Genomic DNA, 15,178 nt, shown 5'->3' with positions numbered 1-15,178 from the left:
CGCGTCGGGTGTCGACTCGCACGTGACGCTGCGTGGCCGGATTCTCGCGCTCAAACAGCAGGAAACCAGCCACTACTCTGGCCGGAAAACCCTGCTCAACCGGCCTGTAAACAGTCGATCACACACATCGTCGAGGGGGGGAGGGTCGCGATCTCCTTCGGCACGGACCCTGTTGAGTTGCCCCCGCGTCTGGCCGACCTTGTCCGTCGCGTCATCGAAGCCCCTCCGCGGTCCCCGGTCGTGGAGGACACGTGGGTCTTCCGCGGACTTCGACCCGGCGCGCACCTGGCCAACGTCAGCGTGTCAGCCGCTCTGCGACCCGCAGGGATCTCTGTCCAGCAGGGGCGCCTGGTTGCGCTGATGACCCTCAGCCGAGACCTGCAACCCGCCATCGTCGCCGACCTGATCGGTGTCACCGCGGACACCGCGGCGCGGTGGAGCACTCACGCCGGCGGCGACTGGGCAGAGTACCCTCAATTGCGCGCCTCGGAGATCTCCCATTCGAGACGGTCCACTGTCCCGTAAGACGCAGCGAACCGCGAATTTAAATCGGGCGGGTCTAACGCGAATTCGAGTAGTCCAGGGTCTTTGACGCGCTGTTGCTTGTGGTACGCCGATGCGGCGTCCTACTGACCGACCCGTTGAGGGCGGCGGCCGCCTCAACTCAACCGATGTGCCTGAGGACGGCCGACAAGTTCGATGCCGCCGGATGAATCGCGTCGACGGTGAAGCGCGGAACGGTCAGCGGCTCGATCTCCTTCTTCATGAACTCGACATGGCTCCAGTCGATCTCATGCCACCCTGGGATGTTGCGCCTGCGACCTTCGACCCGAGACCGATGCACCGTCTCGTCCGAGCACACGCCTTCGACTGTCACGAGTCGTCCGTCGTACTGATAGGTGATCGACGACCACGCTTCGATGATGTCGTCCGAGGCGATCGTGTCGAGCACTGCTGACTGCCCCAGCATCAACTGACGGGTCAGAAGCGAACTGAGCAGTCCTTCATACACGCCCCGAACGACGGGCCGAGCGGCGCCACTGAGAACACCGGACGGTGCAATGGCGCCAAGAAGCCAATCCACGGAGAACGCAGGCGCACGCGCTGCCTTCGCGATGCCCTCAGCGAGGGTCGACTTTCCGGTCCCCGGCAAGCCCGTGACGACCACCACCGTGGGTTGCTGCCACACCGTGACGTCGCTCACGAGTTCACCCTAGATCCGCGGTGCCGCCCGCGGATCTACAATCTGCCGCGGCGCCAGGTCACAGACCGCTTATCGATGCGACTTGCGGAGGCGGCGCGCGCCTGCCGCGGAGATCACAACGACGACCGCCATTGATGCGAGCCAGAGCCAGATGGTTGTGTCGATTCCGATGAGCGAGCGTTGGAACGAACCACACACTGAGGTTCCCCCGACCGTTGCATCGGCACACCAACCCCCGTGGATGGCGGGAGCGAAGAGGATCGACACCCCAGCCAAGCCAGCCATGCCGAGCCAGATGATCGAGGCCCGCGATTGCTTGGCTCCAGTCATGTGCTCAGCCAACCAGCATCACCGGAACACATCCGGGTTCGAGATCAACCTGTGATCGGAGTGAGAGCACAGGCGACGTCGATCGGCGTGCTCGGGGTCCTCCAGCCGCCCGCTGACTGACCCCGCACGGGCGACGGTGCTGTCGAGGATCTCCGGTGATGCGATAGCGGTGCGCAGCACCACATAGATCCCCGGCCGCGGGGGAATGTCGACGTCAGGGATCTCAGCGAAGGTCACGAAGCCGGAGAAACCGACGCCCTCGAGGGCGGCACGGTCCCACGAGGCAGGCAACGCGAGGGCGCTCATGCGTCGACGGGCCCGACAGGCTCTGTGACGGCCGGCACTCCAAAGAGGGCAGCGGTGCGGCGCTCGAGCAGATGCTGCTCGACGTCGCCGGCGTGCAGCGGCGCCTGCCCGACGCCCCGCGCCGGCCGCTGCTGCATGTACCAGTACAGCTGCCGGTTCCCCTTAGCGTTGTGCTGCTGCGCGAGCTCGCGCGCCTCGTCGCGAGTGAACAGCCACACCTGGTCGGTGGAGAGCAGCGCCAGCGCGAGGATCTCGGCGCGCAGATCGTCGGGGAAGTAGAAGCCCACCGACAGCGCCCCTTTGCCACCGGAGGGGGAGGGTGCCGTCTGCGTCTTGACCTGCACGGTCACAGCCTCGGCACGTAGCGGCGAATACACCACCAGGTCGATCCCGGAGTCGGTCGTCATCCGCGCCGAGTCGATTCCGAGCTTGAGGAGCCGGTACTGGACGAGGATCTCGCCCGCGGCCCCAATGTGCTGCGTCGTGGTCATCGCGGCATCGTCTCACGTCGGCTCGCGGCGCGCGTGTAGGTTTCCGCTCGAGATGGCGGGGGGGGTGCCGGGGTTCCGCGGTGGTTGGCAGTGGGTTCGGGCTCAGGATTCCACGGGAAATGGCGGATTCCTACATCCGCCGGCTACAGGGTGCTGAGCACCAGACCTCGATCTTGTTGCAGCGCGCGTCTGTCGAGCACCCGTAGTAGCTGACGTTCCGTGTAGGCGAAGTGGGTCTCCGGGACGCAAACACTTCCTCGGTGCAGGGCATAGCCATCAAGCCCTCGGGGATCTGGCTCTACGGTTCCAGCGCTTGACCTCCAGACGTGAGATCGCCTCACATCGGACCAAAGGGTGAGGTGCCTGGGGTCGGGCGTCAATCCAGCCAGCCGGGGGCGGCGGGAACCACCGGGTACTCGATCGCGGGCGCGGCGCCGACGATGGGATCCATGCGGATTCGGCTCAGCCGCATGAAGGCGATGCGCCAGCCGGACTCGGTGAGTCGGTAGAGCTCCTCGTAGTAGCCATATCCTTGCATCCCGCTTTGTCCAGGCACGGTGATGCCCATGTACCCCCGTGACCCGAGTGGCCACGTCAGATAGTCGGTCATTGCCCAGCGTCCGCGGGCCGAGATGTCGTCGACCTGCCTGAACTGGGGCGTGAAACCGTGATGAACGCTGACGACCTCTTCGGTCATATTGCGCGTCAGGTTCTCGACGAACGTGTCGGGGTCGGGCGCTGCCGCCCAGAGCCCTTCAAAGACGCAGTCGTCCACGAAGAGTCCGCGCAGTTCGTTCCACTGTTTCAGGTCGACGTAGTGGAAGTAGCGCGCCTTTAGGTCGCGGAGTTCCTCCGCCACGGTGGGGGCGACCGAACGTACTCCGGGCATCGAGAACCATCCTTACTTTCTGACGGACGTTGAGGGCGACACATGCCACTGTGTTCAGCCTGCCGCGGAGCCCAGTCGCACTGTTCTGAGCTTTCCTCCGAGAACTTCCTCTACCGCTCACCGACCTCGAAGTCGACCGAGGCGATCTGCTCCGAGATGGCACTGGAGAGGGGAAAGAGCGGCAGGTGCTCGGGGTGCGTCGCGTAGGCGCGGACGTCGTTGCGTGTGCGGAAGTCGGCGACGAGCGCATAGTCCCATGCGCGTTCGCTGCTTGACACATCGGGGCCGTGCGACAGTCGGACCAGGCCGGGGATCTTCCCGACGAGACCATCGAGCAGGGCGCGCCACTCCTCGAGCACGGCAGGATCGTGGTTCGCTGTAAACGTGAAGAACACGACATGACGGATCATCGGGCACCCGCTCCGTCGGCAAGGCTTAGATCGCCGACCGGTGCTCCGCTCGCGGTGCGACCGAGGAGATAGGCCATGGTCATGATTGGACCGAGCGTGGCACCGGCGCCGGGGTAGCCGGCGGCGAATGCGTTCTCGGAGGCGTTGCCGACCGCGAACAGGCCGGGTATGGCGTCGCCGTCTGCGTCGAGGACTCTTCCGAGGCCGTCCGTGGCGATCCCACCGCTGGTGCCGAAACAGCCGTTCACCACGGCGAGGGCGTAATACGGACCTTGCTCGAGCGGCGCGAGGCTGGGGTTGGGATAGGGGTTCTGTTCGTCTCCCCAGTAGCGATCGTACGCGCTCGCACCGCGGTGGAAGTCTGGATCTTCCCCGCGGGCGGCGTGCTCGTTGAATCGTGCGACCGTCTCGGCCAGCGCCTGGGCAGGAACGTCGATCTTCCCTGCGAGCTCTTCGAGTGTTACTCCTTCGACGAGCCAGTCCGGTGTCGGCTGACCCACCCGGTGTGACAGCATGCCGTACTCGTCCAGGTAGCGCTGGTCGAAAACGATGTGCACCGGGGTGTTCAGCGGCTGGTAGTTGGCAGAGTCCCAGGCGTGCAGGGAGCGGGCGAGGTCGTTGTAGTTCTGCGACTCGTTCGCGAATCTGTTGCCGTGGCGGTTCACCATGATCGAGCCTGGTCCCTGCCTCTCGAACCGCAGGAGGGTGCCGATCTGCGCCCCGTCTCGCAGATCGCCGGGGATGACCGCCATCGGTGCCCACCAGGCGTTGCGCAGCCCCCCGAATCGCGCGCCGACCCGCTGCGCCATGCGGTACCCGTCGCCCGTGTTCGAAGGGGGGGAGCACTTCGCGTACACCTTTGAGGCGAGCATGCTGTCCGCGAGCACCTCGTCCCACTCGAAGCCTCCCGAAGCGAGAACAACCGCCGGCGCGGCGATCTGGCGACCCTCGAGAACGATGCCTGCGATAGCCCCGTCATCGGTGATCAGGCGCTCGGCGCGGGCCTCGACCGCGATGGACACGCCCAGACGCACGCATGCCGTGAAGAGGCCCGCCACGAGCGCCTGTCCCTTCGCCACGATGCCTCGGGCGGCGCGGCCGTGGAGTTCGGCTTCGGGAAACCGAGTGAACGCGCCCCACTGTTCGTACTCCTGCATCGTGAACGGCAAGCGGCCGTCGACGCGGAGAAATCGCCGCAACTCGCCGAGAGCGGCTTCAGCGTCGAAGAGCGCGGGCTCGATGGTGCGTCCCCCAGACCGCGCACCCAGGAGGTGCAGGCAGTAATCGGGGAAGTTGTCGAGGAAGAGGAACCGCAGGTCGAGTTCGTCTATCGCGAAACGCAGCATCTCGTCCCCGTGACCTACGACCGCGTCAAGCAGCTCGTCGCGACCGAGGCCGCGCGCCACGGCGCGGACATAGTTGGCGGCCGACTGGCGGGTATCCTCAATTCCGGCAGCCTTGGCGAGATGGTTGTCGCCGATCCACAGCATCCCGCCAGAGACCGCCGAGGTCCCTCCGACCAGCGCGGCCTTCTCGAGCACGAGGACGCGAAGTCCAGCCTGCGCCGCAGTGGCTGCGGACATGAGCCCTCCGGCACCCGCCCCAACGACGATGAGATCGAACGATCGATCGATGCTACCTGTGATCACATGCATTGTGGGAACTCCCCTTGACGACGATGTCGCGGAACGGACGGCTACTACAGAGCATTTCCCACCGTGGCCCTCACGGTGCACCAGTCGCCATTGATCGGTGGCCACTGCGGGAAGCCGCATACTTTCCCCGAGCCGATAGCCATTGAACGGTGATCCGTCTGCGTCACGGTCGGGGTTCGCCTTGACTGATCCGAGAGAGCGTGTCGCGGTCCCTCGCGACCCCGTCGGCGCCCGGATGGTGTTGATCAACGTCGATCGGAGTGGCAATTGGCCAGCCAGGTGAAGCAATGCGATGTGCTCGTCGTAGGCTCGGGAGCCGCGGGACTGACCGCGGCTCTGGCCGCCGCCAAGCACGGACTCAAAGTGGTGGTCGTCGAGAAGGAACGGTACTACGGCGGAACGACAGCGATCTCCGCCGGATGGGCGTGGGTGCCGGGCAATCGCCAAGGCGTGGAACTAGGCGACACGCGCACAGCGGTGGAGGACTATCTGCGGCAAATCGCCCCCGCTCACTTCGATGCCGAAGGGGTCGAGGCCTTTCTCGACACCGTCCCGGAAGCGATCTCGTTCCTCGAGGACGAAGCAGGAGTGCAATTCATCTACCCGCCGAAGGCACCCGACTATCAGATGGACAAGACCGGGGCGAAAGAGTCCGGGCGCGCAATCATCCCGACCGATGTGGACGCGCGGATCCTCGGGCCGGACCGCCTGAAAGTGCAGCCGTATCTGAGCAGCTACACCGTCTTCGGCTACATGCCCCAGGTCGGTGCCGACATCACGCACTTCTTCCGTGTCAACCAGTCACTGCGTTCCTTCGTCTACGTCGCCTCGCGACTGTTGCGGACGTGGTGGGACACGCTCTGGTTCCGCCGGTCGCTGACCCGGTCCAACGGGAACGCGCTGATCACACAGATGCTCAAGGCCGCCAAGGACGCCGGAGTTGACCTGCGAACCTCGGCGCCCGTCGAGCGGCTGATCACCGACGACAGCGGACGGGTCGTCAGCGCCGAGATCGGCGGCGACCACCCGGGCGCCATCACCGCTCGCCTTGGCGTCGTCATCGCAACCGGTGGCTTCTCCGGCAACGACCGCCTACGGCGCGAGTATTTCCCGCACGACAAGCGCGGCGACAACCACTTCACCCCGACCCTCGGCCATGGCGGAGACGGCGCAGAGTTGGCGCTCACCGTGGGAGGTACCATCGACTCGACGGTCGAGAGCGTCGGCTCGTGGGCACCCGTGACCGTGTTTAGATACCTCGACGGTCGGCAAAGGCTCTTCCCCCATTTGCGGGCATTCGGTCTCCCCGGTCTTATCGGGGTGGACCGCCACGGGCAACGGTTCGCAGGCGAAGCCTCCTCGTACCACGACTACGGCAGCGCGATGATCGCGAACGACGCGGCGGAGAAGGACACCTGGGCGTGGATCGTCGGCGACGCCACCGCGATGCACAAGTACGGCATCGGATACGCCAAGCCATGGCCTATGCCGAGAAGCTACTTCTTCAAGACCGGCTACCTCCGCAAAGCGAACACCCTCGAAGAGCTCGCCCAGAAGATTGACGTAGACCCCGCCGGGCTCGTGGCGACCGTGGCAGCGTTCAACGAAGGCGCCACCAGAGGCGAGGACCCTGCATTCGGACGCGGCTCAACCAAGTACCACCACTTCAAGGGCGACCCCCTGCACAAACCGAACCCGAACCTCGCCCCCCTGAACAAGCCGCCGTACTACGCGACGAAGATCCAGATGGGCGACCTCGGCACCTTCGCCGGGATCGCGGTCGACTCGAGCTCCCGCGTGACGACCGGTAGCGGTGACGCGATACCAGGGCTCTACGCGGTCGGCGCGGCCGCCGTGAGCGTCTTCGGCGGCGGCTACCCCGGATACGGCTCGCACATCGGCCCTGCGCTCGTGTTCGGCTATCGTGTTGGTCGGAACATCGCCACCGAAGCGAAGCGGCCTGAGGCCCCCGAGAGCTGAGTGGCGATGACGTTGCGCCGACGACGACGCAATGATCAAGGGAGGATCCGCTGTGGCGAATTCACAGTCCGGCGAGTCGCTGCTGAAACGGATCGTGAAGATCATCGGCGACTTCGAGACCTACAACACCACCCGATCCCCGTCCGCGCTCGCCCGACGCACGGGGATCCCACTCACCACCACATACCGGCTTGTCCGTGAGCTCGTCGACGAGGGCCTGCTCGCGCGCGACGACGACGACAACATCCGCCTCGGCGTCAAACTATGGGAGTTCGGCTCACGGTCCACCCTGATCCGGCTGCGGGAGTATGCGCTGCCGTTCATGGAGGACGTCCAGACGGAAGTGCGACAGCACACCACCCTCGGGGTCCTCGACCATGACGAGCTCCTCTATATAGAGCGCATCGGACTCGGCTCCCCGGTTGTCAGCATCGCCAGTATCGCCGCCCGGCTGCCGGCGCACGCCTCCTCCTCAGGACTCGTCCTCCTGGCGCATGCACCGCTGGACTACCAGGACGCCTTCCTCCAGCGCACCCTGCCAAAGCTGACGAACAACACCATCACCAACAGCTCGGAGGTGCGCCGCCGGCTCGCTGAAATCCGCCAGGTCGGCTATGCCTTCGAGCGGGGCGTCATCGTGCCCGAATCAAGCGGAGTCGCCGTCCCCGTCCGAGATCGCACAGGAGATGTCGTCGCTGCGCTCAGCGTCATCGTCCCGCAGGGCGAGGAGAACATCCCGACCACAGTTCCCGTGCTCAAGACCGCCGCCCGCGGCATCTCGCGATCGCTCGGATGGCGAGGCTGAGTGCGGCGCGTCATCAATCGATGAGGTCCACCGTGACCATGAGATCCGCGTTCGGAACGGAGATATCCTTGAGCCTGTCGTGCGCCGGGTGCATATAGTAGGCGGCGACGTCGGCTGCCGTGGCGAACTCCGCGACGATCGCATAGTCCGCCGACCGCTGGCCTGCGGCCAGCCCGGCGTCGGGGCCATGGGTGAGCCCGAGGATGACCGGGATCTCGTCCGCAAGCGCATCGAGGCCCCGCAACCAGCGTTCGCGCTCCTCGACAGGAAACCCGTCACGGAACCGCAACAGGGTGATGTGGCGGATCATATCGATGTGTACCCGCCGTCGATCACGAGCTCGGATCCAGTCGTGAACGCAGACTCGTCGGACGCGAGATAGAGCACGCCGTACGCGATCTCGACCGGTTCCCCCTGCCGGCGGATGGCGTTCGAACCCAGCAGCTGGGCATAGTACGCCTCTCTGCCGATCGGCGCGGCATCAGCGGCCGCCGCGCTCATGCGTGTGCGCATGGAGCCGGGATGGATCGAGTTCACGCGGATTCCGTGCTCGCCGTAAGTGTGAGCATCCGCTTTGGTCAGGAGCCTGACTGCACCTTTCGTCGCGTGGTAGAGCGGGACGCTCTTGCCGCCGGTCAGCCCATGGATCGATGAAAAGTTCACGATGCTGCCCGACTCCGCAGCGATCATCAAGGGAACGACGTGCTTCGTCATGAGCCAGACGCCTTTGACGTTGAGGTTGAAGAGACCGTCGAACTCGTCGACCGTCGCTTCGTGCGAGGGCCCGGGGCGGCCGACCATTCCGGCGGCGTTGACGAGCACGTCCGGTGTTCCGAGCCCGCTCACCACTCGTGCCACCGTCGCGGAGACGGATCTCTCGTCGGTGACATCCACGTCATACTCACGGATCGAGTCATGACGCACCTGCGGAGCCGCGCCGGCCAGGTCGAGGCTCGCCACCGTGGCGCCATGCTCAGCCAGGAGCAGCCCGGTTGCGCTTCCCAGATCCCCCCTGCCACCGGTGAGGATCACGGTCTTGCCTGCCACACGCTGCTTGTCGGTCATCATCGAACCCTCTCGTCTGGACTGCAGTGTCCTGATACATCTCGATCCTCACAGGAGCCGCCGCGCACCAGGCAGAGTTCGCCACTGATGGGCACGTTCGGGAGTAGGAGGCGAGCCCCGATGCAATATGAATCAGAGCTCACCCCCTGCGGCGTCAGAGCGTGCACTCCGGGCTCGGCCCGTGGTCGTTCTGGTCGGCGGGGACAGTGTCTACCACGTTGAACACGAGGCCCCCGTCGTCGCCCTCCTCGACCTGTGCGATATAGAGCGGCGCCTGGAGCTGGTGGTCCTCGGCGCGCATCGTGACCTCGCCCTTGATGGAGTCGAAGGTGAGGCCGGACAGCGCGTCGCGCACGGCGTCGGGATCGGCGCTGCCCGCCTCGCGCACCCCCGCGAACAGGGCTTGCATTCCCATGTAGCCCGCCCCGGTGAAGTCCGCGGGCGCCTCCCCGTTGGCCCCCTCGTAGGCCTCGACGAACGCCTTGCTCTCAGGTGTGTCCACCGTGTTCTGCCAATTCGCCGACCCGTAGGCTCCGACCAGCCGCGCGTCGTTCACTGCGTTCAGGCTCGAGGTCGTGAACGACGCGTTGCCAAAGACGAGACCGTACTTCTCCAACGTCCCGAACTGCAGGGCCTGCTTGAAGAAGTTGATCGAGTCACCACCGGAGTTCGCGACCAGAAGGCCACCACCACCGTTGAGCTGGCTGATATAGGAGCCGAAGTCGGTGCTGCCCAGCGGCGCGAACACCGAGACCTCGACCGTGCCACCCTGTCCATCCACGATCTGTTCCAGACCAGCGACCGATTGGCGCCCGAAGCTGTAGTCCGCTCCGATGGCGTCCCAGTCGAGGACCGGTTCGCGTTCGTCGAGCCAGGCGCCCATCGCGTTAATGATCTGATCGTCGTTCGTGAACACACGGAAGAAGTTCGCTTCGCACGATGCGCCCGTGAGGTCGACGCCCTGGGACTGAGTGCCGAACTGTAGAGCACCCCACGAGTCCAGCCGCTGCATCACGGCGAGGGTCGTCGGGGAGGCGATCGTGCCGATGATGAACTGGGCCCCGTTCTGCTGCACGAGCTTCTGCGCCGCTGACACGGCGCCCTCGGCCGTGCCGAGGCTGTCGGCCTGATAGATCTCGACGGGATGACCGTCTATCCCGCCGTTCGCGTTGGCCTCGTCGGCGGCGAACTTCACTCCTGCGGCCTGCTGTGCGGCGAACTCAGCGTACGGACCCGACTGGTCCGTCAGCAGCGCCACCCGGATGGGGGCGCCGGAGCTGGACGCGGACGGGTCACCGCCCACCGCCGCGCCGGTGCAGCCGGCAAGTGCGATGACGAGCGGCAACGTCGCCGCCAGAATCACTGCGCGTGTCTTACGAGTGTTCACGGTCTCCTCTTCTCTTTCGTTGGTGCGGGTTAGGGCATTGGTGCGAGGTAGGGCTTAGAGCGCGACCAGGGAGCGAAGCTGCTCCTCGGTGGTGGTGGCGATCGTGCCGTCGGCGACGACTCGGCCTTTGGTGAGCACGGCGAACCGGTCGGCGAGTCGGCGCACAAGGTCCAGCCGCTGCTCGATGAGCAGCATCGATGTGCCTTGCTCGCGGAGCAGGGCGAGGTCGTCGCCGAGCTTGTCGATGATCACGGGCGCGAGGCCTTCGGAGGGCTCGTCGAGGATGAGGATCCTCGGGTTTGCCATGAGTGCTCTGCCGATGGCGAGCATCTGCTGCTGGCCGCCACTGAGGTCTGTCCCCGATGAGGCTCGCCGTTCCTTCAGGTCCGGGAACATCTCGTACACTTTCTTCAGATCCCACGGGCCTTTTCGCTCGGATGCGCGCCCGAGGATGAGGTTCTCCTCCACCGTGAGGCTGGAGATGATCCACCGCCCCTGCGGGACGAGGGCGGCGCCGAAGCGTGCGGCCTCCCTGGGCCGTCTACCCGAGAGTGTCTTGCCATCCACGGTGATGGTCCCGGACGCCCGTGCGATCCCGTAGAGCGCGTTGATGCTGGTGGTCTTGCCGACGCCGTTGGGCCCGAGGAGCGAGAAGCACTCCCCTTCGGCCACCTCGAGCGAGATCCCGTCGATGATCAGTGCCGTCCCGTAGTACGCACGGAGGTCCTGGAACTGCAGCACCGGGTTTGCGGTCATGATGCGGCCCTTCCCAAGTAGGCGTCTACGACGATGTCTAGGGAGCGCACATCCTGCGGCTTCCCGTCGGCGATCACCGATCCGTGGTCGAGTACTGTCAGGTGATCGCAGATTCGGAACACGACCTCCATATCGTGCTCGACGAGCACGAAAGTGGAGTCCCGCTCCCGGGCGAGGTCCGCGAGGTGATCCGCGAGCTGAATGCTCTCGGCCTGCGAGAGCCCCGCCGCCGGCTCATCCAAGAGCACGAGCGCCGGCTCCCCCAGCAGCGCGAGCGCGATGTCGACCCGCCGCTGCTCCCCGTAGCTGGTCTCCGAGCACTTCGCGGTGAGCGTCGAGCGAAGATCGAGCACGTCCACGATGTGATCGAGCTGCCGTTCACCGACAGCGCCGGCGGCGAGGTCGAGCTGGTCGGCGACGGTCAGTCCCTGGTACACGCTGATCCGCTGGAACGATCGAGAGATCCCGGCATGACGACGCCACCGCACCGGGCGGCGTGTGATGTTCTCACCGCGGTAGACGACGGCGCCGGAGGTGGGGCGCTGGCGACCGGAGATGAGGTCGATGCACGTGCTCTTGCCCGCACCATTCGGACCGATGATGCCGTGGATCGTGCCCTGCACGATCTCCATGTCGACATTGCGCACGGCGCGCACCGCGCCGTAGGAGAAGCTCAGTCCCTCAAGCCTCAGCATCCGAATCACCTACCTTCTTGCCGGGCCGCACCCGACGTGCGACCGCTGTGACTAGACGTCGGATGATGTCGACAACTCCCCCTGGTGCGACGATGACGACCACCATGAGGACGGCTCCGATGATCAGGAGATAGTTTGAGCTCTCGCTCAAGAACCCCTGCAGGAACGTGAAGCCGAACGCACCGATGATCGGACCTATCACGCTACTCACCCCGCCGATCACGGCGGCGATGAGCGGCAACCCGGACTTGTCCCAGAACAGCAGTTCCGGGGAGATGAAGCCGAGGTTCACGATCGACACGGCTCCGGCAAGGCTTGCGACGAAGCCGGAGATCGTGACAGCGGCGACACGTGGGAGGTGCGTGCCGTGCCCCGCGAACCGGGTGCGCTCCTCGTTCTCCCGGATTGCGGCCAGGCGGCGTCCGAAGCGTGATCCGCTTAGGAGCCACAGGCCCGCCGCGACCACTATCACGATGATCCAGATCGGGGGCCAGGCGACGACTGGGTTCGTCAATGAACTGATCGGGATGCCGAGGATGTCCCCTGAGAAGCTAGCCGTGAGTCCGTCATATCCGTTCGTCAGACCTCGCAGCTGTGTGCTGGCGACCCACACCAGCATGCCTATCGCGAGCGTCAGCATGGAGAACGCGATGCCCGGCGTGCGTGCGATGAAGAGTGCCACCAGGAAGGCGAAAACGGTCCCGATAGCGATCCCGGCGAGGACGGCCACCCATCCCGGTACTCCGGGGATCCTCCCGAGAATGGCCGCCACGTATGCCGCGACGCCGAGATAGGCGGCCTGACCGAAGCTGAGCTGTCCGGTCTGTCGCAGCAGCCATCCGACGCTGAGTGCGATGATGGCCAGCGTGCCGCCCTGCACCGCGAGCTGCAGGTTGTAGAGACTGAGGACATACGGTGCGAACAGTCCGGCGATCAGCGCCACGATCCACACGACGGCGAGGATGACGTACGTCCGGGGACGGGTGCGAAGCACCGCATCCACCGACGATGCCGAGGGCTGCGAAGACGCCGGTGCGGAAGTGGTGGAGCGTGCAGCGGTCATACGAGGGTCCTCGTTCCAGCGAATCCACGGGGCCTGAAGAGCAGGACGACGAGCATCAGCGCGTATGGCGCGTAGGCGGCGAACCACGGAACGAACACCGCCGACAGGTTGACGATGAGCCCGAGCACGACGGCTGCCACCATCGCGCCCCCCAAGCTCCCGAGACCGCCGACGACGACCACGATGAACGTGAGCACGAGGATCTCCACGCCCATGTTCGGGCTGAGACTCAGATACGGCCCGGCGAGCACGCCCGCCGCTCCCGCGAATGCGAAACCAAGCCCGACGACGGTGGCGCTGACCCGGTCGACATCGACACCCACGACCGTCGCCACCGTCCGATCCATGGTGGACGCGCGAACGTACAGACCCGTCTTCGAGAAGCGCAGCCAGAGGATCAGCGCGACACCGAGAAGAACACCGGTCACGATCAGGAAGATCCTGTACGTGGGGTAGCTTGCCTCGGGAAGCGGAATGCTGCCATCAAGGCCGGGTGGGGCGTTGATCGATTTGGGTTGCGTCCCCCAGACCGATTGGACGAGCCCGGTGAGCACGAAAGTGAGACCGAAGGTCAACAGGACCAGGTCGAGGACCTCCCGTTTCGCCAAGTAGCGGAGACCGAACCGATCCAACAGGACGCCCACGGCTCCGAGGATGATCGGCGTGACAACGAGTGCGACCCAGAAATTTGTGACCGATCCGATAGCGAACCCGATGTAGGCGCCCACCATGTAGAGCGCTCCGTGAGCGAAGTTCACGACGTTTCGGAGGCCGAAAATGAGGGCCAGCCCCGACGACAGGACGAGCATGAGCATGCCGAACGCCAGCCCATTGAGCAGAGCGGTGATCATCGGAGTATTCGTCCTTCGCCCGGCCGGTTGCAGCCCTCGGATCTGGCGCAGAGTCGCATGTGTTCTCCAGTGCGGTATGTGTGTAGGTCGAACAGAGGGGGCGGTGACGTCATCGCTCGTACCAGTCGCCGTCGACGCTCAGGCCCCCGTCGACGACGAGCGTGGTACCCGTGATGAACGAGGCGCCCGACGAGCAAAGGAAGAGGATCGGTGCCGCGATCTCGTCTGGTATGGCCAGCCGGCGCAGCGGCGTGCGGCGTTCCACACCCTCTGTGCTCACGTCTCCATGCGCGATGAGGCGATCCATCAGGGTCGTGCGGGTGATCCCAGGCGCCACCGAGTTGACCCGGATGCGCTCCGGTGCCCACTCCACGGCAAGAGTTCGAGACAGCGCCGAGATCCCGGCCTTCGCCGAGCTGTACGCCGCCCGGCCGGGCACGCCCGCCAGGGCGGCTACCGACGACACGTTGACGATCGCGGGCGATCCGCCATCGTTTGCCGAGGTGGCGAGCAAGCCGTGCGCGGCCCGGCAGGTGCGCATCGTTCCGCCGAGGTGGACGTCCACAAGCCGCGACCACTCATCGTCCGAGCCCTCCGTCACCCGCGCCGGACGCGCGAAGCCTGCGCAGTTGACGAGTGCGTCCAGGCGGCCTTCGGTGTGCTCGATGTCGGCAAAGGATGCGGCGACGGAGTCCGCGTCGGTGACGTCGGTCGCGACGGCACGGACACCAGCCGCGGCTGCCGACGCGGGAAGCTGGGAAGGCTGCAGATCGAGAACTACCGGACGGGCACCGGCCGCAGCGGCCAGGACGGCGACCGCGAGTCCGATCCCGGACGCACCGCCTGTGATGGCGATGACGGTCCCCGCGGGGACGGAAGGTTGACTGTTCACCTGCTGCTCCTCATTGAGTAGTCCACGGCTGGTGGATCCGGTGCATCCATTGGCCCGACAGAACATCCGGAGTCTCACAGACAGTTCAGGCCACCGGATGGCGGGCACCATTCAATGGCGCACGACCTGGCGAGAGTCAGGCGTGGAGGGCACATCCACATCCATGGACTCGGGAGGTGAACAGGCAACCCGGGATGCCCCCTGGCCAGGCCGCGTCGTGGCTTGTGATTGTCGGAGTACTGCTGGCGTCGCTGAGTCTGTGCGGCCCCATCTGTGTTTTGTCAAGTGGAAGTCGGCCGTTTGAGCGCGGATTTTCCGGCCACGTGTGCATGGTTTCCGGCCGTGTGAGCGCGGCTGGAATCTGTGGCGTGGGCATGATCAGAACGGGTGCGCGTCGTC

At 65.5% G+C, this 15,178-nt stretch carries 16 protein-coding genes; 2 read left to right on the top strand and 14 right to left on the bottom strand.

Features of this window, described 5'->3' with window-relative positions:
• Nucleotides 1–664: 664 nt before the first annotated feature.
• From J1M43_RS16195 to J1M43_RS16170, 6 genes are all read right to left on the bottom strand, one after another.
• On the bottom strand, nucleotides 665–1,204 hold the full coding sequence (locus J1M43_RS16195; protein WP_206477488.1) for an AAA family ATPase: 540 nt from the start codon (nucleotides 1,202–1,204) through the stop codon (nucleotides 665–667).
• Between the two features lie 348 nt (nucleotides 1,205–1,552).
• Nucleotides 1,553–1,840, bottom strand: a complete 288-nt coding sequence (locus tag J1M43_RS16190) for a hypothetical protein (protein ID WP_206477487.1) — start codon at nucleotides 1,838–1,840, stop codon at nucleotides 1,553–1,555.
• Nucleotides 1,837–2,331 (bottom strand): hypothetical protein, encoded by a 495-nt coding sequence (locus tag J1M43_RS16185; RefSeq protein WP_206477486.1) that lies wholly within the window; start codon nucleotides 2,329–2,331, stop codon nucleotides 1,837–1,839. Before J1M43_RS16185 ends, J1M43_RS16190 begins: the two co-directional genes overlap by 4 nt.
• Nucleotides 2,332–2,707: 376 nt before the next feature.
• Entirely contained in the window at nucleotides 2,708–3,220 is a 513-nt protein-coding gene (locus J1M43_RS16180; protein ID WP_206477485.1) for a nuclear transport factor 2 family protein, read from the bottom strand.
• Nucleotides 3,221–3,330: 110 nt separating this feature from the next.
• The gene (locus tag J1M43_RS16175) at nucleotides 3,331–3,630 is read right to left on the bottom strand and encodes a Dabb family protein (protein WP_206477484.1); all 300 of its coding nucleotides are present in this window, start codon (nucleotides 3,628–3,630) and stop codon (nucleotides 3,331–3,333) included.
• Complete coding sequence (locus tag J1M43_RS16170) at nucleotides 3,627–5,285, bottom strand: FAD-dependent oxidoreductase (RefSeq protein ID WP_206477483.1); 1,659 nt, start codon at nucleotides 5,283–5,285, stop codon at nucleotides 3,627–3,629. The genes J1M43_RS16175 and J1M43_RS16170 overlap by 4 nt, the downstream gene beginning before the upstream one ends.
• Before the next feature lie 279 nt (nucleotides 5,286–5,564).
• On the opposite strand from J1M43_RS16170, the gene J1M43_RS16165 reads away from it, so the two are divergent.
• Nucleotides 5,565–7,265: an FAD-dependent oxidoreductase gene (locus J1M43_RS16165; RefSeq protein ID WP_307823568.1), complete on the top strand. Its 1,701-nt coding sequence runs from the start codon at nucleotides 5,565–5,567 to the stop codon at nucleotides 7,263–7,265.
• Between the two features lie 52 nt (nucleotides 7,266–7,317).
• Entirely contained in the window at nucleotides 7,318–8,070 is a 753-nt protein-coding gene (locus tag J1M43_RS16160) for an IclR family transcriptional regulator (protein ID WP_206477481.1), read from the top strand.
• A gap of 13 nt (nucleotides 8,071–8,083) precedes the next feature.
• Here J1M43_RS16160 and J1M43_RS16155 read toward each other — a convergent pair whose 3' ends face one another.
• The 8 genes from J1M43_RS16155 to J1M43_RS16120 all read right to left on the bottom strand — a co-directional run bounded on the left by J1M43_RS16155 (nucleotide 8,084) and on the right by J1M43_RS16120 (nucleotide 14,779).
• On the bottom strand, nucleotides 8,084–8,380 hold the full coding sequence (locus tag J1M43_RS16155; protein ID WP_206477480.1) for a Dabb family protein: 297 nt from the start codon (nucleotides 8,378–8,380) through the stop codon (nucleotides 8,084–8,086).
• Nucleotides 8,377–9,135, bottom strand: a complete 759-nt coding sequence (locus J1M43_RS16150) for an SDR family NAD(P)-dependent oxidoreductase (protein ID WP_241245548.1) — start codon at nucleotides 9,133–9,135, stop codon at nucleotides 8,377–8,379. The genes J1M43_RS16155 and J1M43_RS16150 overlap by 4 nt, the downstream gene beginning before the upstream one ends.
• 154 nt (nucleotides 9,136–9,289) lie before the next feature.
• Nucleotides 9,290–10,522 (bottom strand): ABC transporter substrate-binding protein, encoded by a 1,233-nt coding sequence (locus J1M43_RS16145; RefSeq protein ID WP_206477478.1) that lies wholly within the window; start codon nucleotides 10,520–10,522, stop codon nucleotides 9,290–9,292.
• Nucleotides 10,523–10,576: 54 nt separating this feature from the next.
• Complete coding sequence (locus tag J1M43_RS16140) at nucleotides 10,577–11,278, bottom strand: ABC transporter ATP-binding protein (protein ID WP_206477477.1); 702 nt, start codon at nucleotides 11,276–11,278, stop codon at nucleotides 10,577–10,579.
• Nucleotides 11,275–11,973 carry an ABC transporter ATP-binding protein gene (locus J1M43_RS16135; protein ID WP_206477476.1) on the bottom strand — a complete coding sequence of 233 codons (699 nt, stop codon included), beginning with the start codon at nucleotides 11,971–11,973 and terminating at the stop codon, nucleotides 11,275–11,277. Before J1M43_RS16135 ends, J1M43_RS16140 begins: the two co-directional genes overlap by 4 nt.
• Entirely contained in the window at nucleotides 11,960–13,036 is a 1,077-nt protein-coding gene (locus tag J1M43_RS16130) for a branched-chain amino acid ABC transporter permease (protein WP_206477475.1), read from the bottom strand. The genes J1M43_RS16135 and J1M43_RS16130 overlap by 14 nt, the downstream gene beginning before the upstream one ends.
• On the bottom strand, nucleotides 13,033–13,887 hold the full coding sequence (locus tag J1M43_RS16125) for a branched-chain amino acid ABC transporter permease (RefSeq protein ID WP_206477474.1): 855 nt from the start codon (nucleotides 13,885–13,887) through the stop codon (nucleotides 13,033–13,035). Before J1M43_RS16125 ends, J1M43_RS16130 begins: the two co-directional genes overlap by 4 nt.
• A gap of 109 nt (nucleotides 13,888–13,996) precedes the next feature.
• A complete protein-coding gene (locus tag J1M43_RS16120) occupies nucleotides 13,997–14,779 on the bottom strand; it encodes an SDR family oxidoreductase (RefSeq protein WP_307823566.1) in 783 nt (260 codons plus the stop codon).
• Between the last annotated feature and the right edge of the window lie 399 nt (nucleotides 14,780–15,178).

Origin of the sequence: Microbacterium sp. KRD172 (assembly GCF_017168295.1) — a bacterium.
In the GTDB taxonomy this organism is placed as follows: domain Bacteria; phylum Actinomycetota; class Actinomycetes; order Actinomycetales; family Microbacteriaceae; genus Microbacterium; species Microbacterium profundi.
The sequence above is the reverse complement of the archived record's forward strand: the minus strand, read 5'-3'. Positions and strand labels throughout refer to the sequence as shown.